This is a genomic window from Pikeienuella sp. (assembly GCF_046290545.1).
Taxonomy (GTDB): Bacteria; Pseudomonadota; Alphaproteobacteria; order Rhodobacterales; family Rhodobacteraceae; genus Pikeienuella.
On the sequence record NZ_JBKAGV010000008.1, the window covers coordinates 116,647 to 136,102 of the forward strand.

Below are 19,456 nucleotides of genomic sequence, written 5' to 3' on the forward strand. Positions count from 1 at the left end.
TCAGGTCTCCTCCTCAGGCGCGGCCATCGCCGCGTTCACTTCCGCTCCGAATATCACAACTGCGCCGGTCAGATAAAAGAAGAGTAGCGTCACTATGACGCCCGCGAATGCGCCATAGGTCACAGCATAGTCCGGCGCGAAGGCAAGATAGAACGAAAAGCCGGATGCGCCCGCGATCCAGAGCAGCGTGGCGATGATCGCGCCGGGCAGGATCGCCTTCCACCGCGGCGCCCGGCTCGGCAGCCACCGGTAGACGACCGAGAGGAAAAGCGCGAATCCGCCGACCCCGATGAGATAGCGGACCGGGCCGATCCCGCCCGGCGGCGTGAAGCCCGTCCACGCCTCCGCGAGCCGGAGCGCGAGCGGCGCGAGGATGATGACGAAGCCGAGCGCCGTGAAGGTCACCGCCGCCAGCAGCACGAAGCCGAGCGCCACCGCCCGGCGAAACAGGAACCCGCGCGAGGCCGGCGCCTCATAGGCCCGGTCGAGCCCGACGCGCAGCGCCTCCACCGCGTTGGAGGCGACATAGATCGCGCCGAGCCCCGCAATGGTCAGCAGCCCGCCGCGGCTTCGCCCGATCACCTCGTCGAGCACCGGGAGCAGCGTCTTGGCGATATGCTCCGGCGCGAGGTCCGCCAGCGCGTCGAAGACGGCGCGGCTGTCCTCGGGGCCGATCAGGAAGCCGGCGAGCGAAAAGAAGAAGATCGCGAAGGGAAAGAGCGAGAGGAACACCGAATAGGCGATGAAGCCCGCCATCGCGAATCCGTCATGCGCGTCGAAGCGCCGATAGGCGGCGAGGGTGACGCGCCAGAGTCTCACGGGAAGAGCGGCGCCGCCTCCAGCCCCGTCGCCTCCGGCAGGCCGAGGGCGATGTTCGCGCACTGGATCGCCTGGCCGGAGGCGCCCTTCACGAGGTTGTCGAGCACCGAGACGATGATCGCCCGGCCCGGCTGCCGGTCGGCGAAGACGGCGATGCGGTTGAGGTTGGAGCCCCGCACATGCCGCGTCTGCGGCGCGTCCGCGCCGAACGGGAGCACGTCCACGAAGGGCTCCCCGGCATAGCGCGCCGCGAGCGTCTCGTGAACCTTCGCCGCCTCGCCATGAACATAGATCGTCGCGAGGATGCCCCGGTTCGCGGGAATGAGATGCGGCGTGAAGCTGACGACGACGGGCCGCCCCGCCGCCTTCGACAATTCCTGGTCGAACTCCGCCGTATGCCGGTGCTTCGCGACGTTGTAGGCGTCGATCCCCTCGGTGATCTCGGAATAGAGCTTCCGCTCCGAGGGCGCGCGGCCGGCGCCGGTGACGCCCGTCTTCGAGTCGATGACGATATGGTCCGGGTCGATCACGCCCGCCTCCAGCAGCGGCACGAGCGGCAGCAGCGCGTTGATCGCGAAGCAGCCCGTCCCGGCGATGAGCCGCGCCGTCCGCATCTCCTCCCGGTAGAATTCGGGGGCGCCATAGACGGCGATCTTCTGGAGCTCGGGGGAAAGGTGCTTGCCGCCGTACCATTTCTCGAAGGTCGCGACGTCCCTGAGCCGGAAATCGGCGGAAAGGTCCACCACCTTCACCCGCTCCGGCACGCGCACGATCACCGCCTGCGCGGCGGCGTGCGGCATGGCGCAGAAGGCGAGGTCCACGCCCTCCCAGTCCACCTCGTCCAGCGTCGTGAGCGCCGGGAGCGGGATATGCGCGAGATGGGGGAAGACCTCCCCCATGCTCATCCCCGCCTTCCGGTCCGCCGTCATCGCGACGATCTCGAGCGCCGGATGCGTGTGGATCAGGCGCACGAGCTCCGCCCCGGTATAGCCGGAGGCGCCGAGTATGGCGGTCTTGTAGGTCTTCGTCATGGCTGGGCTCACGCTGCGGTTGCGCGGCCTCTTACGCCATGGAGACGGGGAAATCCACCGCGCGCCCTGCATCTGCGAACGCTTTCGGGCCGGGCGCGGCGTCGAATTTCGCCCGCGCAACAGGCAGCGCCCGCCCCCATCTCTCTTCGGTCCGCGACGGGCGCGGCGTGCTTCGCGCCGGAGCCGGATCGCCGCCATTGTCCGGACAAGTGCAATACGTTTGTAATACGCTTGTAATACGCTTGTAATATCCGAACGCTGCCAATTTTCTCAACAGAGTCAGTTGCTTGTCCGACCTGCCCCGGAAATTCGACTTTCCGCCCCGTTTCCGCAACAGACGTTGCGCCCGCGCGCTCCTCACGCCGTCGCCGGCCGCGCCCCTTCCCGGATCGGAAGATGGATCAGCGCCGCGAAGAGCCCGAGCGCGACCGCGAGCCACCAGACGGCGCCATAGCCCCCCGTCATGTCGAAAAGCCGCCCGCCGAGCCAGGCCCCCGTGAAGCTGCCGATCTGATGCCCGAGGAAGACGATGCCGACGAGCGTGGAAAGGAAGGTCAGCCCCTGCGTCTCCGCCACCAGCGCGGTCGTCAGCGGCACGGTGGAAAGCCAGAGCACGCCGATCGCGGCGGAGAAGATGAAGACGCTCATGGGCGAGAGCGGCGCCAGCAGGAAGGCCGCGATCACCGCCGCGCGGGCGAGATAGATGCCGGAAAGGAGCCGCTTCTTCGACCAGATCTGCCCCGACCAGCCGGAAAGGAACGAGCCCGCGATGTTGAAGAGCCCGATCAGCGCCAGCGCCCAGCCGCCCACATAGGCGGCGAGCCCGGCGTCGAGGCAGAAGGCCGCGAGATGCGTCTGGATGAAGGCGACATGAAAGCCGCAGACGAAGAAGCCGAAGAAGAGGCAGGGAAAGCTCCGCTCCCCGATCGCCGCCGAAAGCGCCCGCCCGTAATCCGCGAGCCGCACCCCCGCGGCTCCCGGGCGCGAGACGCGCGATATCACCGCCGCGGCGGGCGGGATCAGCAGGAAGAGCGCGGCCATGGCGCTCAGCGTCGGCCGCCAGCCGAAGCTCTCGATGGCGAAGATCGCGCCGGGCGCCGCCATGAACATGCCGAGCGAGGCGGAGGCCGTGCCGAGGCCCATGATCGTCCCCCGCCTTTGCGGCGTCACCGCCTTGCCGAGCGCGACGATGACGATGGGGAAGGAGCAGGCGCCCGTCCCCGCCCCGGCCAGCGCGCCGGCGAGGATGAAGATGTCGGGCGAATCCGTCACCGCCCTGATCCCGAACCCCGCCGCCGCCATGAGCGCGCCCGCGGCGATGGCGAGCGCGGCGCCGAACCGGTCCGCCGCCATCCCGGCGAGCGGCTGCGCGATCCCCCAGGCGAGGAGCTGCACCGCGACCGAGAGCGAGAAGATCTCCCGGCTCCAGCCGAGATCCTCCGTCACCGGCCGCAGGAAAACCCCGAAGCCGACCGAAAGGCCGAAGCCGAGAAAGGAAATCAGGCATCCCGCAGCAATCGCCGCTGAGAGGCCCGGCGTCGCGGAATCGGCTCTGGCGTTCATCCCGTCTCTCCTGTCCGGCGCGGAACCATCTCGCCCGGCCGCGCCGCATTCAAGCCCCCGCCCCAGGCGCCGAGCCGGATCGCCGCCGCCGTCGCCGCGCCGAAGACGGCCATGCCCGCCGCGACGCCGAGGAACACGCCCTCGACCCCGAAGCCGAACCACCCCGTCAGCGCCAGCGCCAGCCCGAAGGCGACCGCCATGCGCAGGAGGCCGGAAAGCACCGGCCAGAGCATCCGCCCCGCGCCCTGGCTCGCGAAATAGAGCGCGAGGCCGAGCCCGAAGAAGAAATAGAACGGAGCCACAATCCGCAGATAGGCCTCCCCCGCCGCCCAGGCCGCCGCCCCCCGGTCGAGGAAAAGCCCGAGCCAGAGCGCGGGAAAGGCGGCGACGAGGAGCCCGATCCCGCCCACCAGCGCAGCGGCGGCGAAGGCGCCCGTCCAGGCGATGCGAAGCGCCCGCGCCCGGTTACCCGCGCCGATATTGGCGCCGACCATCGCGGTGAGCGCCGCGCCGATCCCGAAGACGACCGGCACCATGAGGAATTCGAGCCGCGCGCCGAGCCCGTAGCCCGCCAGCGCCGCCTCCCCGAAGCGGGAGACGAGGGCGACCATGAGGACGATGGTCAGGACGGTCTGAATCGCATTGAGCGAGGCGACGAGGCCGACCCGCAGGATATCCGCAAAGTCCCGCGAGGCGAGCGCGGCCAGCGCGCCGCGGAGCGGCAGCCCGGCGCGGCCGGAGAGGACGAGGAAGAGCCCCGCCGCCGCCCCGCCGGCATGGGCGATCACCGCGCCCGCCGCGATCCCGGCCATGCCGAAAGCCGGCAGCGGCCCGAAGCCGAGCGCCAGCGCGCCCGAAAGCGGGATGGACCCGAGCGCGACGAAGAGGAGGATCGTCGAGGGCGCGCCCATGTTCCCCGTGCCCCGGATCACCGAGAGCGTCGCATGGCAGAGCCAGATCGCCGCCGCGCCCGCGAAATAGACCGTCGCATAGGCCATCCCCTCCGCCGCCGGCGCCGCCGCGCCGCCGCCGATCAGGAGAAAGAGCGGCCGCCCGAAGGCGAGCACGAGGATGAGCGAGAGCGCGGCGAAGCCGAGCCCGATGATCCACGCGGCGAGCGCCACCCGGCCGGCCCGCGCAGCGTCGCCGGCTCCGAGCGCGCGGGCGACGGCGGCGGAGATCGCCCCGCCCATCGACCCGGCTGAAAGCATCTGCGTGAGCATCACGAGCGGAAAGACGAGCGCGAGCCCCGCGAGGGCGGAGACGCCGGAAGCGGCGGCGAACCACCCCTCCGCGATGCTCGTCGCCGCCGAGACGAGCATGGCGACGACATTCGGCGCCGCGAGCCGCGCCAATGTGGGGCCGACAGGCCCTTCGAGCAGGAGCCTCGTGCGCGTCGCCCGCGCCGCCTCCGCCGTCCCCGCCGCCCTGGTCATCGCGAAGGCTCCGTTCCGTTTTGGAATTGACCCACACTCCGTTCCCTTTCGGAACCTGTCAAGCGCTGCTATGCTGCTCGCATGCGCTGGACCGAACTGAAGGACGAAGCCTGCCCCGTGGCCCGCGGCCTCTCCGTGATCGGGGACCGCTGGACGATGCTTGTGCTCCGCGATCTCTTCCTCGGCTTCCGCCGGTTCGAGGAGATCCAGTCCCGCCTCGGTTGCGCCCGGCATGTGCTGGCGGACCGGCTGCGGAAGCTGGAGACGGCGGGCGCGGTGGAGCGGCGGCCCTATCAGGAACGGCCGCTCCGGCACGAATACCGCCTCACCGAGGCGGGCAAGGCGCTCCACCCGGTCATCGTCACACTTGTTTCATGGGCGGAGGCCCACCGGCCCGCGGAGGGCGGCATCCGCCTCGTGGACAGGGAGACGGGGGCACCCGTTCGCCCCATTCTTGTCGATGAGACGACGGGAGCGCGGATCACCCACCGAAGCGTGAGGGCGGAGAGGCCCTGAACGTCAGGCCGCGTCGGAGCGCCGGCGGGTTCCGTTGCGGTCCCGCCCGATATAGGCGGCCTCGAACTCGTAGCCGTAGTCGAGAGACTCGAGCGGCTCGGGCGAAAGAGCGTATGTCTCGTCCCGCAGATAGTCCATCAGCGCCGCCGCATCCCCAGCGCGGGCGCGAATCTCCGCGTCAGGCAGGGGCGCGCCGACCGTCGCCTGGATCGCCCCGCCGACCCGGGCGCCGAACTCCTTGATGAGGAGGGCGACGCGCAGCGTCGGGTGCAGGTGGCTGGCGATCTGGAACATCCGGCTGTTCGCGCCGTGGAAATAGACCGGGACGACCGTCGCCTCGGAGCGGGAGACGAGCCGCGCCGTGAAATTGCGCCACACCGGGTCCATCGGCGAGCCGAAAGGCCGCTTCGAGGTCGAGACCGTGCCGCCGGGAAAGATGCCGATCGCGCCGCCGCCGGCGAGATAGTCGAGCGCGCGGCGCCGCGTCTCGATATTCGTGGCCTGCGCCGCCTTGTCCTCGTCGAAGCTGATCGGAAGGATGACCTGTTCGAGCTCCCGCGCCTTGTGGAAGATCTTGTGCGCCACGATGCGGAAATGCGGCCGGCGGGCGGAAAGGATGCGCCCCAGCGCCATGCCGTCGAGAATCCCGAACGGATGGTTGGCGACCAGAACGAGCGGCCCCTCCCCCGGGATGCGCTCGAGCCCGTCGGGCCCGAGATCGACGGTCACGCGGTAGCGCTCCGTCATCACCTCCCAGAAGTTGCGCCCCGCCGAGACCTCGCGCTCGTAGCCGAGGGCCATCCGGATCAGCTTCGGCCGGCCGGTCAGGTTCTCGATGGACCTGATCACGGCGCGGCCGGCCCGGGAGCGGGCGCTCCATGCGTAGGAGATTTCCCTCGGGGTGGCCCCCGACTCGTCTGCGGAATGGCTCATGCGCGCAGAAATAGCGCGGCGATGTGACGTTTCATAGTGACCTGAGCGACAGTGCGGCGCCTGACCGTCTCTCCCCGGCAACGGGGCGGCGCTCTGCGAAGTCAATGCCGCACTGCAGGAAAAAACATCTTGCATCTGCGGCCTCCCACCCCTATCTCGCCGCTTCCACAGGGCGGCCGACCCCATCCGCGAGTTTCTCGGGGGGCAGCTAAGGCGCCACTGGGTATGGTATTTTTGGTTGGAGGGAGGCGCCATGAACAGCGCAAGCCTGATCCGACTGGGGACCGACCTGGAATATGGCGCTACCCATGAGGACGCGGAGAGCCGCATCGGCGAAGCCGTGCGGAAAGACGACAAGCCGAAACTCACGCTCGCGGCGAGCAACCTGCTCGACAGCGACCGCGAAGACCATTTCATCCGCCGCGATGGAAAGGTCTACGCCGGCACGCATCTCATCATCGAGGTGGTGCAGGGCGCGGGGCTCGACGATCAGGAGCGGATCGAGTCGGCGCTGCGCGACTGCGTGACGGAATGCGGCGCGACGCTGCTGCACATCCACACGCACAAGTTCACGCCGCAGGGCGTGAGCGGCGTGGCCGTGCTGGCGGAGAGCCATATCAGCGTCCACACCTGGCCCGAAATCGGCTACGGCGCCTTCGACGTCTTCATGTGCGGGGACGCCGAGCCGCGCCGCGCGGTGGAGGTGCTTCGCCGCGCCTTCGACGCCGGCGAGGTCCGCGTGAAGGAGCTTCTGCGGGGCGAGGGGATCGTCGGGGCCGCGCCTTGAGCGGCTGGTTCGACGAGACGCTGCACCAGGCATACAGGCAGGGGCTCCGGGAGGGGCGCGTGCTCTATGACAGCGAGACGGCGCATCAGCGGCTCCGGCTCTTCGAGAATCCGGTCTTCGGCCGGGTTCTCACCCTCGACGGCGTCGTGCAGGTCACGACGGGGGACGAGTTCATCTATCACGAGATGATGGCCCACACGCCGATCCTCGCCCACGGCGCGGCGCGCTCCGTCCTCATCGTCGGCGGCGGGGACGGGGGCATGGCGCGGGAGGCTCTGAAGCATCCCGGAATCCGCCGCGTCGTGATGGTGGAGATCGACGCGGGCGTGATCGAGTTTTCCCGCAAGTTCCTCCCCGGCGTCTCCGCCGGCGCCTTCGACGATCCGCGGCTCGAGGTCGTGATCGCGGACGGCGCGGAATACATCGCCCGCAAGGGCGAGTCCTTCGACGTCATCCTCGTCGATTCGACGGACCCGATCGGGCCGGGCGAGGTTCTCTTCACCGAGACGTTCTACGGCCATGCGAAGCGGCGGCTCGCGCCCGGCGGCGTGCTCGTCACGCAGAACGGCGTCCCCTTCCTCCAGCCGGACGAATTGCGGAACACGATGCGCGCCTTCCGCGCCCTCTTCGCGGATGCGACCTGCTACATCGCCTCGATTCCGACCTATGCGGGCGGGCCGATGGCCTTCGGCTGGGGCACGGACGGGCAGGCGCGCGACGCGGTCGAGGATGTGCTGGAAGGGCGGCTCGCCGCCTCCGGCGTCTCGGGACTCCGCTACTACACGCCCGAAGTCCACAAGGCGGCCTTCGCGCTGCCGGGATACGTCGCCGCCCTCCTGAAGTGAGCGGCGGCGACAGGCCGTTCGCGCGAAGCGGCTCCGATGTCTTCAGGAACGATCGCCCGCCTCGGGCGTTGAGGAACCGAGCGCCATGAGCGACTCGGAAATCAACCCGAACGGAGGCATGAAATGAACAGCGATCAGATCGAAGGCGCGTGGGAGCAGGTCAAGGGCAAGGCCCAGCAGCAATGGGGCAAGCTCACGAACGACGATCTCGACGTCATCGAGGGCAACCGCAAGGAGCTCGTCGGCAAGATCCAGGAGCGCTACGGACGCGAGCGCGCCGAGGCCGAGCGCGAGGTCGATGAATGGCTTTCCGGCCGCTGAGGCGGTTCGACAAACGGCCGGCCGCCAACCCGGCGGCCGGCCGTTGCGAAGGATGATCGGGCGGCGACGCCGCTCAGCCCGCCGAAGCCCATGTCTTCTTGTGGAAGAGCGCCTGGGCGATGGCCGCCTCAACCGATTTCGGCCGGAACGGCTTGGTGAGCAGGAAGAGCGGCTCGACCCGGTCGCCGGTGAGCAGACGCTCCGGATAGGCGGTGATGAAAATGACCGGAACATCGGACGTCTTCTGGATCTCCTCCACGGCCTCCACGCCGGACGATCCGTCCGCAAGCTGAATGTCCGCGAGGATGAGGTCGGGCCGCATTTCCGCCGCGGCGGCCACGGCCTCGCGATGCGTATCGGCGACGCCGACGACGGCGTGACCCATTTCCGCGACGATGTTCTCGATGTCCAGCGCGATGATCGGCTCGTCCTCGATGATGAGGATGCGCGCCCGCGCGAGTGTGGAAAGTTCGTCGGCCGCGGCGGCGTTGAGCATCCCCGCTTCCTCCGCGTCGATTTCCATCACGAGCGCGGCCTCTTCGGGGCTGAAATCCTCCACCGTGACGAGAAGGAGGAGTTGGCGGGATCGGGGCGTGACGGGGCCTTCCATCGCCGCGTCGGCCGCTCCGGCCGCGGCAGTCCAGATGCGGGAGAACAACCGATAGAGCGCCACCCGCGGGTCGAGATCGTGGTCCATCGCGTCACGGTCCGCGATCAGCGCCTCAAGCGTCTGCGCCACATAGCCGTCTCCGGCCCTCTGGTCGCCCGTGAGCGCGCGCGCATAGCGGCGGAGATACGGAAGATGGGGCGCAATGACCGTGGACAGGTTCTCGCGCTCTTTCATAGCTTGCATTCCATGAACTCCAATTTTTTCAGTCCCACGCGGAACCAACGCGCCGGTCGGGCGTTGGTTCCATGTGCGCGCGAAAAAATTCGGGGCTGAAGATGGACAAGATGAAACGCGAACCGGCGAACGGCGCCGCGGCGGATACGGAGGCGGACCTGCGGAGCGATCCGCTCATCGGGCGCCTGCGGACCATGTTCGACGAGGTGGCGGCGGAGCCGCTGCCGAACGACCTGATGCGATTGCTCCAGCAGCTCGACGAGGCGGAGCGCAAGCGATGAGCGGCGGCTTCAAGGAGGCGCTCCTCGCGGCGATGCCGGCCGTCCGCGGCTTCGCCCGCACGTTCGAGCGCAACGGCCCGCGGGCCGACGACCTCGTGCAGGAGACAATGGTGAAGGCCTGGGCGAACCGGGAGAAATTCCGGCCGGGCACCAACATGAAGGCGTGGCTGTTCACGATCCTCCGCAACACCTACATCTCCCAGGCGCGCAAGAAGCGCCGCGAGGTCGAGGACGCGGACGGCGCGCTGACCGGCGCGCTCTCGGAGGCGGGGCGGCAGCAGGGCCACATGGCGCTTCTCGACCTTCGCGCCGCGCTTGCGGAACTGCCCGACGACCAGCGCGAGGCGCTGCTGCTCGTCGGCGCCTCCGGCTTCAGCTATGACGAGGCCGGAGAGATCGTCGGCGTCGCGGCGGGAACGATCAAGAGCCGCGTCAGCCGCGCCCGCGCGCGCCTCGCGGAGCTGATGGGCGAGAGCGGCGACGCCGGGCTCGATCCGCCGGATACGGCCCCGCTCCGCCCCGCGCTTTGCTGACCGCTGATGACGCCTTTCCTCGCCGCCTTTGGCCGCTTGAGGGTGCGCCTCGCCCTGATCGTCGGGCTTGCGCTGACGCCGGTGGGCCTTCTCGCCTTCGTTCAGGCCCTGAACGGGCTGAAGGCGGGCGAGGAAAGCCGGAACGCCGAGTTCCACGCAAAGAGCCTCGCCGCCGTCGACCAGGAGCGGGCGATGTTCGGCGAAATCCGCCAGACTATAAAGACGGCCGCGCTGACGCTGCAATCGTCCTCCGATCTGCTCGACGCCTGCGACGGATTTCTTCGCCGCCTCGCGGCGGAGAACCGATGGATGACGACCGCCGTGCTCTTCTCGGACGATGGAGAGACGACCTGCGGAACCGACACGCCGATCTCCGTCGCAGATACGGAGCACTGGGGCCGCTTCAAGTCGCGCCGCGACTTCACGATTTCCGGCGCACGGACCGGACGCATCTCGGGCCAGCGCGTCATCGCGGCCTATTATCCCGTGTCCGATCCGGCGCGCCGGATCGCCGCCATCGCGGTCGGCGTCGATCTTGATCACTTCTCCACCCTCTCGCGGGAAGGGCCGGTCGAGAGTCTCTCGGTCGTTCTCGGCTATGACGGGGAGGCGATCTTCGCCGGTCCGGGCGAGTCGCGAAAGGCGGAGGCCTACGCCTGGCTCCCAGAGGATCGGTCGCCGCTGCGGGTTTTCGGCGACCGGGAGCTGCGCGCGGCGGGCGCGGACGGGGTTCAGCGCATCTACTTCGTCAGCGCGATCGAGACCGGACAGCTCTGGATGGTCACGGCGCGGACGCCGCCCAGCCTCCTCGAACTCGCGACGACGCCGCAGGCGACCGCGCTGCTCATTCCCCTGCTGCTCTGGCTCATCGCGGTCGGCGTCACCTATTTCGCGATCGATCTTCTCGTCTCCCGCCATATCGAGCGGCTGAGGACGGCGGCGTTCCGAATCGGCCAGGGCGATCTCGAAACGCCGGTCGGCGATTTCGACGAGGCGCCGCGGGAACTGCGCGCGCTCGGGCATTCGATCAAGGCGATGTCGGCGCGGCTCGCGGGCCGCGACGCACGCCTTCAGGAAACGCTGGAGATGCAGCGCAGGCTGCTTCTCGAAGTCCACCATCGCGTGAAGAACAACCTCCAGACGATATCGAGCCTTATGAATCTCGAGATGAGGCGATCAAGCGACGCCGTCGCGCAATCCGCGCTCAGGCAGCTTCAGGACAGGATCCACGCGCTGGCGCTGGTCCATCAGAACCTCTACGCGGCGGAGAATGTCGAGCGGATCGCGCTCGACCGGCTGATCGGAGACATCTGCCGCCACCTTCAGACCTCGCTCGCACCGCGTGGCTTCGCCGGCCGCATCTCGACCGATCTTGCGCCGGTCGTCGTCGATACGGCGATGGCGACGCCGATCGCGCTCTTCCTGTCCGAGGCGGTCGGCAACGCCTACAAGTACGCCGATCCGGCGTCGCCCGCCCTGTCGGTCTCGCTCTCGGAAGACGAGACGGCCATCACGCTCTCGGTCTCCAACCGTTTCGTAGCGGGCGCGGAGTCTCCCGATGGCGGGCCGGCCGGCCTCGGCCTGCGGCTGATGGCCGGATTCGCGAAGCAGCTCGGCGGGACGCTGGACACGGAGATCGACGGAGCGTTCCACCGCGTCACGCTTCTCGCCCCGCTGAAGCCGAGCGCCGGCCTCTTCTCCATACGGAAAGGCGCCGCCTGACGCCGGCGGTGCCCGCGGCGACAGGGCGCTTCCCGAAAGGCTGGAACGAAAAGGGCCGGGCGTCGCCGCCCGGCCCTTCCCTTCGATCGCCGCGGTGTCGCCCTTATCGCGGCGCGCGTCCCCGTAGCGCATTTGCGAGGAGCGCGATCACGAAGAGCACGATGAAGACGACGAACAGTATCTGCGCGACGTTCGCGGAGACCGCCGCGATGCCGCCGAAACCGAGAACGCCGGCGATCAACGCGACGACGAGAAATGTGAGAGCCCAGCCGAGCATGTCAGTCTCCTTTTCATGGCCTGTGCCTGAGTGGCTACTTCCGGCTTAACGGCCCGCCACGCAAATCGTTCCATAGACAGAACCCGGAACGATTCCGCCTCCTCCGCGTTTCAGCATCAAGTTCGACAACGCAGGAGAAAAAGAATGAACCCGGTTACTACAGGCGTCGTCGTCGCGATTGCGATCGTGGCGGTGTTCATCGCCGGCGTTTCGATCGACTTCGGCGGCGGCTACGCGCCCATCAACGTGGAGATCGGCGGGGAAGGCCCGCTGGAACGCGCCGGCGAGGCGCTCGACGACGCCGCGAAAGCGGCGACCGAGTGAAGCAGCGCCGCCGTCCGACCCCATAGGAACAGGAGACTGACATGAAAACCGAAGTGAAACCCGTCCCCTTCGCCGCCCGGCCGAAGACCTTCCGGCCCCAGACCGGCGTCGAGAACATCGGCAAGATCGCTGACGGCCTCGCCGCCGCGCTGAGCGACACCTACGCGCTCATCATGAAGACGCATGCGTGCCACTGGAACATCGTCGGACCGCTCTTCTTTTCCGCGCACACGCTGACGGAGGAACATTACAAGGAAATGTTCGCGGCGGCGGACGTGATCGCCGAGCGCATCCGCGCGCTCGGGCGCCTCGCGCCGGCGAGCCCCGTCTCCGCGTCGGCGGCGGACGCGCTGAAACCCGACGCCTCCGCGCGGGAGATGATCGAGGCGCTCATCGCCGATCACGAGGCGCTGGCCCGGCTCATGCACGACCTTGTCGAGGCGGCGGCCGAGGGCGGAGACCCCGTCACCGAAGACCTCGCGACGGCGCGGTCCGCCTTCCACGAGAAGGCCGCCTGGATGCTCCGCGCGATGATCGCGGACTGAACGGGGCCGAAAGGAGACAAGCCATGAAACCGCTTCTTGCAGGCGCGGCCGCCGCGTCGCTTCTTTTCCTCGCCGCCTGCGGCTCCAACCCGACCGATCGGGCGCTTTCGGGCGGCGCGATCGGGGCCGGCGCCGGAGCCGCCGGGGCCGCGGTTCTCGGGGGATCGGTGGTCGGCGGCGCCGTTCTCGGCGGTGCGGCCGGCGCGGCGACCGGCGCGCTGACCGACGAGGACGACATCAATCTCGATTGACGAAGTCACCGGCGATCACGGCCTCGGCCGGCGCCTCGATCCGGATCTCGAGTCCCTCGCGGCGCCAGTCGCGCGTCGCGACGATCCCGAGCCGGGCGAGCACACGGCCCGTGATCCCTAGGCCGGCGCCGGAGCCCTCCCCCTTGCGCGCGCCCGCGGCGCCTCCCGCGCGGCCCGTCTCTGTCCATCGCAGCCTGAACGTCCCGCCATCGACGCTCCAGGCGATGTCGAGCCGCCCGTCCTCCCGCCCCAACGCGCCGTACTTCACGGAATTGGTGAGCCATTCGAAGAGCGCGACCCCGAAGGCCTCGTGCGCCGCCTCCGTCAGCGGCGCCGGCGCGCCCGACACGACGATCCGCCCCGAAGCGTCGCCGAAGGGCGCAGCCACCGCCCCCACCAGTGCCTCGAGGGACGAGCCGCCCTCCGCTCCTTCCTCTATGGTGAGGCGGTGCGCATTGGCCAGCGCGCTCATCCGCGTGCGGAGATCGTCCGCCAGCGCCCCGGCGCTTTCGGCCTTCCGCGACTGAAGAGAGACGAGGCCGGCGAGAATGGAATAGAGATTGCCGGCCCGGTGCTTCAGTTCCGCCTGCCGCAACCTCAGCCGCTCAAGGCCCGAGAGTTCCGGCGTGATGTCGAACGCGAGCCCGCGAAAGCCGAAACGCCCTTCCGCGGATACGACCTCTCCCGCCACCTTGAGGTTCCGCGGCGCGGCGTCCGAGGCGACGACGAAGGCCGCCTTCCCGCCCGGCGAAAGCGCCCCGGCCGCCTCCGCCCCCGCGCCGGCGAAACCCTCGCCGAGCGCGTCGACGAGCCGGAGGCAGAGCGCGCGAATGTCGGGCTCGGGGGCGATGTCGAGCAGGATCGCCCCCGCCGACGCGATGGCCGCCTCTCCCCTCCCGCCTGCGGCGGCGGGGGCTGGCGGTGCATGGTCCTTCATGGCCAAAATCCGATCTGTCGTTCCAACCCGGCTTGTCCCGACGGGAAGATGCGAAACGAATCGCGTTGCGTTGCATTGAGGAAGCGAAGGGGCATTCATACTCGCTGCAGACGACCCGTCATTAAGATGGCTTAACCGGAGTCTTCGCCGTGAGCATTCGATGCGCGAAGTGCCCGCTGCGGGCGCGAAAGGCGTTCAAGAGCCTGTCCGACGAGGATCTCGCCTTCATGGAGCGCTTCAAGACCGGCGAGCTTCATGTCGAGGCGGGAACGCCCGTCGTCATCGAGGGCTCGAAGTCCCCGCATTTCCACACGGTGCTCTCCGGCGCGGCGTTGCGCACGAAGCTGCTCGCGGACGGGCGCCGCCAGGTGGTCAACTTCGTCTTCCCCGGCGATCTGGTCGGCCTGCAGTCGAGCCTCTTGACGGAGATGGCGCACGGCGTCGAAGCCGTCACCGACATGCGGCTCTGCGTCTTCTCGCGGGAGCGGCTGTGGGAGCTGTTCCGGAGCAGCCCCGCCCGCGCCTATGACCTGATATGGCTCGCCGCCACGGAGGAACGCTCCCTCGGGGAGATGCTTCTCTCCGCCGGCAGGCGGGACGCGCGGGAGCGGGTGGCGGCGCTGCTCCTCTATCTAGGCCGCCGCGCGGAGGAGAGCGCCTTCTCCGACACGCGGCTGGAGACGCCCTTTCCCTTCCGCCAGCAGGATCTGGCGGACGCAGCCGGCCTTTCGCTCGTCCACACCAACAAGATGCTTCAGAGCTTGCGCGCCGCGCGGCTGATCCGCATCGCGGACGGGACGATGACGATCCTCGACGAGACGCGCCTGAAAGAGGCGGCGATGACCGACGAGGAGCCGGGCGGGCAAGGCCGCCCGCTGCTCTGACCCTCGGCAAGGAACGATCCGGCGCGCGACGCGTTCTTCCGGTGCGCGCCATCGGCGCAAAGCAATCACCGGAAGGAGGATCGACATGTCCACCCAGCTCAAGTCCGTCGCCGAGAAGGCGCCCCAAGCGTCGAAGGATCTCTCGGCCGCGCAGGCCGACCTCTCGGACCGGATCGATACGATCAAGGCCGACATCGCCGCGCTTGCGAAATCCGTGAGCGCGCTCGCCGGAACCGGCGCCGAGGCGGCCAAGACGGAAGCCGCCCGCCGCGCGGCTAACCTGGGGCGCGAAGGCGAGGAGGCCGCCCGCGCGGCGGCGCGCCGCGCGCAGGAGGGCGGCGAAGCGGTCACCGGCTATGTCCGGAAGGAGCCGTTCATCGCGCTCGCGGCCGCGGCGGGCGCGGGGCTCCTGATCGGGATGCTCACCGCGCGTCGCCGCTGACGCCGCAATCGGCGTCGACGAAAGACGAAGCGCCCGGCGGGAACCCCGCCGGGCGCTTTCGCGTCGAAAGGCCCACCGCCGCTCAGAAGAGATCGTCCGGCAGGAGCGGGAAAATCCGGCCGAACCGGGCGGGGCGCTTCATGTCGTGCGGCAGCAGAAAACCCTTTCTGAGATCGGGCGGCTTCGAGGCGTTCAGCGTCGCCGCCTCGCGCCAGGTCGCGGCGCGGTCGGGCGGGCCGTGCGGCTCCCCGAGCCAGCTCTCCGCCAGCCGCGCCTGAAACGCGCCAACTTCCGCCTCGTCCCGCCAGACGAGCGAGACCTCCGTATCCCATCGCAGCGACCGTCCGTTGAGATTGGCCGAGCCGATCAGCGCCGCGACGCCGTCCGCGATCAGCACTTTCGAATGCACGTAGACGGCGCCGGCGCCATGCGCCACGAAATCGTCGGCCTTCTTGCGCCGGGCCGGTTTCGCCGGGCTCAGGATGGCGGCGCGTTCGCCGAAGGCGGCGCGCAGGCGCCTGAGCGTGCGCAGCTGAAGCGCCTCTCCATGCCGCGTCGCCGTATCGCGCCGCCCCTCGAAGGCGTAGGCCTCGGGCGCGAAGGGCAGCACCAGCACGAGTTCGAGCCGCGGCTCCGCGCGCGCCGCCGCCGTCAGCGCGTCGACGACACGCCGGCAGCGAATGAACTGCGTCTCGATATAGAGGAAGCGCCTTGCAGACCATATCAGCCCGAGAACCGCGCGCTCGGTCTCGCCGTCGGTCCGTCTCGGCGCGAAGGCGAAGGCGCCGCCGGCGGGGACAGAGCGCGTCATGACGACGGCGAGGAGCGGATCAGGCTCCCCCTCCGGCTCCGCGCGCCAGACCCGAGGCTCCGCGAGCGACGGCAGCGCCGCCCGGTCGTCGCGCTCCGCCCAGTCCGCCGATGCGTCGCTCCAGATCGCGGCGCCGGCATGGGCGACCCCCGCGACGGCGGGCCCGTCCACCGCGAGCGTGACGTCCCGCCACGTCTCGGCCGCCGGTCGGTCATGATCAGGCGTATCCCAGCGGCGTTCGTCGAAATCGAGCCCGCCGACCAGGGCGAAGGCTCCGTCGACCACGGCGACCTTCTGATGATGGGTGACGGGAAAGAGCCGCGGAGGCGAGGCCTCCGCCGCGCCGCGGAGCGAGGGATGGGTCGCGAACGCGTCCTCCTCCTGCGCATGGATGCGCTTCAGCTCCCGCCGCGCGCGGGCGGCGAACAAACGCCTCCAGAAAAGGCCAAGTCCGGCCGGATGCCGCGCCGCCATCGCCTCGATCGGGAGGCCGCCTCCAGCCGAAGCCGCGCGCGCCGACAGGTGACGGAGCGAGGCCCACGCCTCCCGATGGAGCGCCGCGCCGCCGATCGGGTCGAAATCGGAAACCTGAAGCCTGACCTTCACGCCTTTCCGCGCCACGGCGACGAGGAGCCCGGCCCAGTCCTCGCCCCCGCCTTCAGCGCGGGCGAGGTCCCGCGCCGCCTCGTCCCGAAGCGTCATCCGCGTATCGAACACGCGAAACAGCAGCGAAACCTCCCGCTCGGCCGATGCCGCCCGCCGCTCCAGCAGCGGGAACGCCTCGGCCGCAGTTATCAAGGGCGTCGCCCCGGACCGTCGCTTCGCCATGCCGATACATCCCGGATTTCCACGCGCCGGATACTGCGCATGACTGATGGAACGAAATCAGCGCGCCCGCGTTCCAACGCCGGGCGAAGAGTTTTCTCCTCGCGGCGTGTACGACCCTCGACGCGGCGCGGCGCGGATTCTTCGCCTCCCTGACAAACCTGGAGGACCTGGGGAATGAGCGTGGAAATCACCGGAATCGGGGGGCTGATCCTCCTTGCGCTCAACATCTGGGCGATCGTCTCCGTCATCGGCTCGGGCGCTTCGACCGGGCGAAAGGTCCTGTGGGTGCTCCTGATCCTTGTCCTGCCGCTGCTCGGCCTGATCCTCTGGCTGCTGTTCGGCCCGCGCGCATCCTCCGCGCGCGTCTGACGCCGCCGTGGAGGCGCGTGTCGATCTTTCGAATGCGCCGGCGGAAAGGCCGGGCGGGATGGATGGCGAGCACGCCGCTGTCGCGGCCGCGCCCTCTCCGCAAGCCGGGCCGGCCCACGATAGGCGCACGATCGAACTCGCAGGGCTTCGGCGCGTCGTCGCGGCGATCCTCGTTATTCACCTGATCGCCGCGATCTACTTCGCGAAGGACCTGATCCTGCCGCTGGTCCTTGGCGTCCTCCTCGCCCTGACCTTCAGCCCTCTGGTGCGGGCGACAGTGCGGGCCGGCGCGCCGACGGCGCTGGCGGCGGGGACGTTCGTCTGCCTGCTCGGGGGCGGCGCCGTCGCGCTCATCTTCTCGCTGAGCGACCGGGTGTCCGAGCTCGCCGCCGAGGCTCCGCGCCTCGGCTTCCTGCTTCGCCAGAAGCTCGCCCAGCTCAGCGCCTCGGTCGAGGCGGTGAAGGACGCCTCCGAGGAAGTCGAGAAGATCGCCGACGCCGCCCTCTCATCCGGAGAGCCGACGGTCGTCGTCGCCCAGCCCGGAATGCTCGGCGCCGCGATCGGCAATCTTGCAGGCGGCGCGACCACCCTCGCCGTCGCTTTCATTCTCGCGCTCTTCATTCTCGCGGCGGGCCGAGGCGTTCACGCGAAACTCGTGCGCGCCTTCCCCACCTTCAGGGAAAAGCGGAACGCGCTCGAAACCGTCTACGAGATCGAGATCCGCATTTCCCGCTACCTGTTCACGATCACGCTGATCAATGCAGGGCTCGGCGTCGCGATCTTTCTCGCCTTCTTCGCGGTCGGGATGCCCTACGCCTATCTCTGGGGGCTCGCCGCCTTCCTTCTCAACTTCATCCCGTTCATCGGCACAGCCATCGGCGCGGCGACAGCCGCGGCGGTCTCGATCGTGAGCTTTGACGGCATAGGCTACGCCCTTCTGGCGCCGCTGGCCTATCTTGCGCTCGGCAGTCTCGAAGGGCAGGTCGTGACGCCGTCGATCCTCGGCCGTCGCCTTGAGCTGAGCGCGATCTCGGTCCTCGTCTCGCTGATCTTCTGGACTTGGGCCTGGGGCGTCGCCGGCGCCCTGCTCGCCGTGCCGCTGCTCGTGCTGGTGAAGGCCGTAGCGGAACGGATCGACGCCCTCCGCGGCCTGTCGCTCCTGCTTTCGTCCGAGCCCGCGGCGCGCGATCCGTGAAGCGCCGTCCGCGCGCTACGGGCGCGAGCCGGCGTCGCCGCGGGCGCGCACGCCGTAGTCCCAGCCCTCGCGAGCCCGATCCGCAGCCTGGACGGCCGACCGCTCTTCGCGCGGCGAAAGGGGGGATGCGCCCGCCGCCATCGCCCCGGCGATGAAGGCGAGGGCGCCGAGCGCCGACGGCTCCCCGCCGGAGGCCGGTTGAACGTCCGGCGCGCCCGGGGCGGGTCGACCGCGGCCGAGATGCGCGCCGATCAGCCAGGCGAGCCCGAAGCCTGCGATCAGGGAGGGCGCGGGCGCGGCGCGTACGGTTTCGGCGACATGTCCGGCGCCGCCGAGCCGAGCGCCCGCCTCGGCCATGAGGTTCGCCGGCGTGAGCGAGGCCCGCGCCCGCGCCGCCGCCGCGGCCGCCTTCGCACGCTGACGCCCGGTCTCGGCCTCGAGCGCGTCGAGGCGCGACGCATGGCGGTTGCGAAAGATCACCTGAGCGCCCCGCGGGCCAGCGCAAGATCCCGCGCTAGGGCGCGGACGCTCCTCCGCGGCCCGGCCGCCGCAGCGCGGATCTCGCTTCGCCCGAACAGCGCGGCGATGGCTGCGAGGGCCGCTGTCGCAAGGGCGGCGAGCAACGCCGCCGGAGCCGCCGCAAGGCCGGCGCCGATCAGCGCCGCAACCAGCGCCCCCGCGAGAAGCCCCACCGTCGCCAGCGTCAGCGTGGCCGCCAGGATCAGAAGGCCAAGCCCCGCCACCGCCCTTGAACACATCGCGCCCATTTCTGCGCGAAGGAGCTCAAGCTCCATGCGGCGAAGTTCGGCCGCCTCGTCAAGAAACTCCGCGAAGGCGCCGTCTGGCGCGGGTCTGTTCATGGCGGCCTCCTCGCGAAGCGGGGTTGTGGGCCGGATTCCTCACAACGTCACTGAAACGCGCGAACGGCGGAAATGGTTCCGACGGGCTCGATGCGAGCCCTC

The 19,456-nt window shown here is 69.6% G+C and carries 25 protein-coding genes; 14 read left to right on the plus strand and 11 right to left on the minus strand.

All coding sequences use genetic code 11. From position 1 onward, the window contains the following. From ACE37J_RS06790 to ACE37J_RS06805, 4 genes are all read right to left on the minus strand, one after another. Entirely contained in the window at nucleotides 1–819 is an 819-nt protein-coding gene (locus ACE37J_RS06790; protein ID WP_409709014.1) for a YihY/virulence factor BrkB family protein, read from the minus strand. Next, entirely contained in the window at nucleotides 816–1,850 is a 1,035-nt protein-coding gene (argC, locus tag ACE37J_RS06795; RefSeq protein ID WP_409709017.1) for an N-acetyl-gamma-glutamyl-phosphate reductase, read from the minus strand. Before argC ends, ACE37J_RS06790 begins: the two co-directional genes overlap by 4 nt. A gap of 357 nt (nucleotides 1,851–2,207) precedes the next feature. Continuing rightward, on the minus strand, nucleotides 2,208–3,413 hold the full coding sequence (locus tag ACE37J_RS06800; protein WP_409709020.1) for an MFS transporter: 1,206 nt from the start codon (nucleotides 3,411–3,413) through the stop codon (nucleotides 2,208–2,210). Then, nucleotides 3,410–4,849: an MATE family efflux transporter gene (locus tag ACE37J_RS06805; RefSeq protein ID WP_409709023.1), complete on the minus strand. Its 1,440-nt coding sequence runs from the start codon at nucleotides 4,847–4,849 to the stop codon at nucleotides 3,410–3,412. The genes ACE37J_RS06800 and ACE37J_RS06805 overlap by 4 nt, the downstream gene beginning before the upstream one ends. Nucleotides 4,850–4,930: 81 nt before the next feature. Between ACE37J_RS06805 and ACE37J_RS06810 the strand changes: the two genes are divergently transcribed. Next, complete coding sequence (locus ACE37J_RS06810) at nucleotides 4,931–5,365, plus strand: winged helix-turn-helix transcriptional regulator (protein ID WP_409709026.1); 435 nt, start codon at nucleotides 4,931–4,933, stop codon at nucleotides 5,363–5,365. A gap of 3 nt (nucleotides 5,366–5,368) precedes the next feature. On the opposite strand, the gene ACE37J_RS06815 is transcribed toward ACE37J_RS06810, so the two are convergent. Next, nucleotides 5,369–6,298 carry a lysophospholipid acyltransferase family protein gene (locus ACE37J_RS06815; RefSeq protein ID WP_409709028.1) on the minus strand — a complete coding sequence of 310 codons (930 nt, stop codon included), beginning with the start codon at nucleotides 6,296–6,298 and terminating at the stop codon, nucleotides 5,369–5,371. A gap of 253 nt (nucleotides 6,299–6,551) precedes the next feature. Between ACE37J_RS06815 and speD the strand changes: the two genes are divergently transcribed. The 3 genes from speD (at nucleotide 6,552) to ACE37J_RS06830 (ending at nucleotide 8,251) form a co-directional block, all read left to right on the plus strand. Then, nucleotides 6,552–7,085 carry an adenosylmethionine decarboxylase gene (speD, locus tag ACE37J_RS06820; RefSeq protein WP_409709031.1) on the plus strand — a complete coding sequence of 178 codons (534 nt, stop codon included), beginning with the start codon at nucleotides 6,552–6,554 and terminating at the stop codon, nucleotides 7,083–7,085. Further along, entirely contained in the window at nucleotides 7,082–7,930 is an 849-nt protein-coding gene (speE, locus tag ACE37J_RS06825; protein WP_409709034.1) for a polyamine aminopropyltransferase, read from the plus strand. The genes speD and speE overlap by 4 nt, the downstream gene beginning before the upstream one ends. 123 nt (nucleotides 7,931–8,053) lie before the next feature. Beyond that, nucleotides 8,054–8,251, plus strand: a complete 198-nt coding sequence (locus ACE37J_RS06830; RefSeq protein ID WP_409709037.1) for a CsbD family protein — start codon at nucleotides 8,054–8,056, stop codon at nucleotides 8,249–8,251. Nucleotides 8,252–8,324: 73 nt separating this feature from the next. Here ACE37J_RS06830 and ACE37J_RS06835 read toward each other — a convergent pair whose 3' ends face one another. Continuing rightward, nucleotides 8,325–9,095 carry a response regulator gene (locus tag ACE37J_RS06835; RefSeq protein WP_409709040.1) on the minus strand — a complete coding sequence of 257 codons (771 nt, stop codon included), beginning with the start codon at nucleotides 9,093–9,095 and terminating at the stop codon, nucleotides 8,325–8,327. 110 nt (nucleotides 9,096–9,205) lie between these two features. Between ACE37J_RS06835 and ACE37J_RS06840 the strand changes: the two genes are divergently transcribed. The 3 genes from ACE37J_RS06840 to ACE37J_RS06850 are packed head-to-tail and all read left to right on the plus strand — an operon-like array spanning nucleotide 9,206 to nucleotide 11,631. After that, on the plus strand, nucleotides 9,206–9,376 hold the full coding sequence (locus tag ACE37J_RS06840; protein WP_409709043.1) for a NepR family anti-sigma factor: 171 nt from the start codon (nucleotides 9,206–9,208) through the stop codon (nucleotides 9,374–9,376). Beyond that, nucleotides 9,373–9,909, plus strand: a complete 537-nt coding sequence (locus ACE37J_RS06845) for a sigma-70 family RNA polymerase sigma factor (RefSeq protein ID WP_409709046.1) — start codon at nucleotides 9,373–9,375, stop codon at nucleotides 9,907–9,909. The genes ACE37J_RS06840 and ACE37J_RS06845 overlap by 4 nt, the downstream gene beginning before the upstream one ends. Before the next feature lie 6 nt (nucleotides 9,910–9,915). Further along, nucleotides 9,916–11,631, plus strand: a complete 1,716-nt coding sequence (locus tag ACE37J_RS06850; RefSeq protein WP_409709049.1) for a sensor histidine kinase — start codon at nucleotides 9,916–9,918, stop codon at nucleotides 11,629–11,631. 103 nt (nucleotides 11,632–11,734) lie between these two features. Here ACE37J_RS06850 and ACE37J_RS06855 read toward each other — a convergent pair whose 3' ends face one another. After that, nucleotides 11,735–11,908, minus strand: a complete 174-nt coding sequence (locus ACE37J_RS06855) for a DUF1328 domain-containing protein (protein WP_409709051.1) — start codon at nucleotides 11,906–11,908, stop codon at nucleotides 11,735–11,737. A gap of 144 nt (nucleotides 11,909–12,052) precedes the next feature. Here ACE37J_RS06855 and ACE37J_RS06860 point away from each other — a divergent pair, with 144 nt between their 5' ends. Genes ACE37J_RS06860 through ACE37J_RS06870 form a run of 3 tightly spaced genes read left to right on the plus strand, consistent with a single transcriptional unit; the run spans nucleotide 12,053 to nucleotide 13,028 of the window. Then, on the plus strand, nucleotides 12,053–12,232 hold the full coding sequence (locus ACE37J_RS06860) for a hypothetical protein (RefSeq protein WP_409709054.1): 180 nt from the start codon (nucleotides 12,053–12,055) through the stop codon (nucleotides 12,230–12,232). Between the two features lie 41 nt (nucleotides 12,233–12,273). After that, entirely contained in the window at nucleotides 12,274–12,777 is a 504-nt protein-coding gene (locus ACE37J_RS06865) for a Dps family protein (RefSeq protein ID WP_409709057.1), read from the plus strand. A gap of 23 nt (nucleotides 12,778–12,800) precedes the next feature. Further along, nucleotides 12,801–13,028: a hypothetical protein gene (locus ACE37J_RS06870; protein ID WP_409709060.1), complete on the plus strand. Its 228-nt coding sequence runs from the start codon at nucleotides 12,801–12,803 to the stop codon at nucleotides 13,026–13,028. Here the strand turns inward: ACE37J_RS06870 and ACE37J_RS06875 are convergent. Further along, nucleotides 13,015–13,965, minus strand: a complete 951-nt coding sequence (locus ACE37J_RS06875; RefSeq protein ID WP_409709063.1) for an HWE histidine kinase domain-containing protein — start codon at nucleotides 13,963–13,965, stop codon at nucleotides 13,015–13,017. The two genes, ACE37J_RS06870 and ACE37J_RS06875, sit on opposite strands and share 14 nt — an antisense overlap. Before the next feature lie 149 nt (nucleotides 13,966–14,114). Between ACE37J_RS06875 and ACE37J_RS06880 the strand changes: the two genes are divergently transcribed. Both ACE37J_RS06880 and ACE37J_RS06885 read left to right on the plus strand, forming a co-directional pair. Further along, nucleotides 14,115–14,849: a Crp/Fnr family transcriptional regulator gene (locus ACE37J_RS06880; protein ID WP_409709066.1), complete on the plus strand. Its 735-nt coding sequence runs from the start codon at nucleotides 14,115–14,117 to the stop codon at nucleotides 14,847–14,849. Nucleotides 14,850–14,934: 85 nt separating this feature from the next. Beyond that, complete coding sequence (locus ACE37J_RS06885; RefSeq protein WP_409709069.1) at nucleotides 14,935–15,291, plus strand: hypothetical protein; 357 nt, start codon at nucleotides 14,935–14,937, stop codon at nucleotides 15,289–15,291. 82 nt (nucleotides 15,292–15,373) lie between these two features. Here the strand turns inward: ACE37J_RS06885 and ACE37J_RS06890 are convergent, their stop codons facing one another. After that, complete coding sequence (locus ACE37J_RS06890) at nucleotides 15,374–16,930, minus strand: phospholipase D family protein (protein ID WP_409709072.1); 1,557 nt, start codon at nucleotides 16,928–16,930, stop codon at nucleotides 15,374–15,376. A 174-nt stretch (nucleotides 16,931–17,104) separates the two neighbouring features. Between ACE37J_RS06890 and ACE37J_RS06895 the strand changes: the two genes are divergently transcribed. Continuing rightward, nucleotides 17,105–17,299 (plus strand): PLDc N-terminal domain-containing protein, encoded by a 195-nt coding sequence (locus tag ACE37J_RS06895; RefSeq protein ID WP_409709075.1) that lies wholly within the window; start codon nucleotides 17,105–17,107, stop codon nucleotides 17,297–17,299. 58 nt (nucleotides 17,300–17,357) lie between these two features. After that, nucleotides 17,358–18,494 (plus strand): AI-2E family transporter, encoded by a 1,137-nt coding sequence (locus tag ACE37J_RS06900; RefSeq protein ID WP_409709078.1) that lies wholly within the window; start codon nucleotides 17,358–17,360, stop codon nucleotides 18,492–18,494. A gap of 15 nt (nucleotides 18,495–18,509) precedes the next feature. Here ACE37J_RS06900 and ACE37J_RS06905 read toward each other — a convergent pair whose 3' ends face one another. Both ACE37J_RS06905 and ACE37J_RS06910 read right to left on the minus strand, forming a co-directional pair. Then, entirely contained in the window at nucleotides 18,510–18,974 is a 465-nt protein-coding gene (locus ACE37J_RS06905; protein WP_409709081.1) for a hypothetical protein, read from the minus strand. Further along, entirely contained in the window at nucleotides 18,971–19,354 is a 384-nt protein-coding gene (locus tag ACE37J_RS06910) for a phage holin family protein (protein WP_409709084.1), read from the minus strand. The genes ACE37J_RS06905 and ACE37J_RS06910 overlap by 4 nt, the downstream gene beginning before the upstream one ends. Nucleotides 19,355–19,456: the final 102 nt, after the last annotated feature.

Bases quoted from the DNA above. Each gene is read 5' to 3' on its own strand.
- argC (WP_409709017.1), bottom strand. From the start codon at position 1,850: ATGACGAAGACCTACAAGACCGCCATACTCGGCGCCTCCGGCTATACC.
- ACE37J_RS06800 (WP_409709020.1), bottom strand. From the start codon at position 3,413: ATGAACGCCAGAGCCGATTCCGCGACGCCGGGCCTCTCAGCGGCGATT.
- ACE37J_RS06805 (WP_409709023.1), bottom strand. From the start codon at position 4,849: ATGACCAGGGCGGCGGGGACGGCGGAGGCGGCGCGGGCGACGCGCACG.
- ACE37J_RS06810 (WP_409709026.1), top strand. From the start codon at position 4,931: ATGCGCTGGACCGAACTGAAGGACGAAGCCTGCCCCGTGGCCCGCGGC.
- ACE37J_RS06815 (WP_409709028.1), bottom strand. From the start codon at position 6,298: ATGAGCCATTCCGCAGACGAGTCGGGGGCCACCCCGAGGGAAATCTCC.
- speD (WP_409709031.1), top strand. From the start codon at position 6,552: ATGAACAGCGCAAGCCTGATCCGACTGGGGACCGACCTGGAATATGGC.
- ACE37J_RS06830 (WP_409709037.1), top strand. From the start codon at position 8,054: ATGAACAGCGATCAGATCGAAGGCGCGTGGGAGCAGGTCAAGGGCAAG.
- ACE37J_RS06835 (WP_409709040.1), bottom strand. From the start codon at position 9,095: ATGAAAGAGCGCGAGAACCTGTCCACGGTCATTGCGCCCCATCTTCCG.
- ACE37J_RS06840 (WP_409709043.1), top strand. From the start codon at position 9,206: ATGAAACGCGAACCGGCGAACGGCGCCGCGGCGGATACGGAGGCGGAC.
- ACE37J_RS06845 (WP_409709046.1), top strand. From the start codon at position 9,373: ATGAGCGGCGGCTTCAAGGAGGCGCTCCTCGCGGCGATGCCGGCCGTC.
- ACE37J_RS06850 (WP_409709049.1), top strand. From the start codon at position 9,916: ATGACGCCTTTCCTCGCCGCCTTTGGCCGCTTGAGGGTGCGCCTCGCC.
- ACE37J_RS06855 (WP_409709051.1), bottom strand. From the start codon at position 11,908: ATGCTCGGCTGGGCTCTCACATTTCTCGTCGTCGCGTTGATCGCCGGC.
- ACE37J_RS06860 (WP_409709054.1), top strand. From the start codon at position 12,053: ATGAACCCGGTTACTACAGGCGTCGTCGTCGCGATTGCGATCGTGGCG.
- ACE37J_RS06865 (WP_409709057.1), top strand. From the start codon at position 12,274: ATGAAAACCGAAGTGAAACCCGTCCCCTTCGCCGCCCGGCCGAAGACC.
- ACE37J_RS06870 (WP_409709060.1), top strand. From the start codon at position 12,801: ATGAAACCGCTTCTTGCAGGCGCGGCCGCCGCGTCGCTTCTTTTCCTC.
- ACE37J_RS06875 (WP_409709063.1), bottom strand. From the start codon at position 13,965: ATGAAGGACCATGCACCGCCAGCCCCCGCCGCCGCAGGCGGGAGGGGA.
- ACE37J_RS06885 (WP_409709069.1), top strand. From the start codon at position 14,935: ATGTCCACCCAGCTCAAGTCCGTCGCCGAGAAGGCGCCCCAAGCGTCG.
- ACE37J_RS06890 (WP_409709072.1), bottom strand. From the start codon at position 16,930: ATGGCGAAGCGACGGTCCGGGGCGACGCCCTTGATAACTGCGGCCGAG.
- ACE37J_RS06895 (WP_409709075.1), top strand. From the start codon at position 17,105: ATGAGCGTGGAAATCACCGGAATCGGGGGGCTGATCCTCCTTGCGCTC.
- ACE37J_RS06900 (WP_409709078.1), top strand. From the start codon at position 17,358: ATGGATGGCGAGCACGCCGCTGTCGCGGCCGCGCCCTCTCCGCAAGCC.
- ACE37J_RS06910 (WP_409709084.1), bottom strand. From the start codon at position 19,354: ATGAACAGACCCGCGCCAGACGGCGCCTTCGCGGAGTTTCTTGACGAG.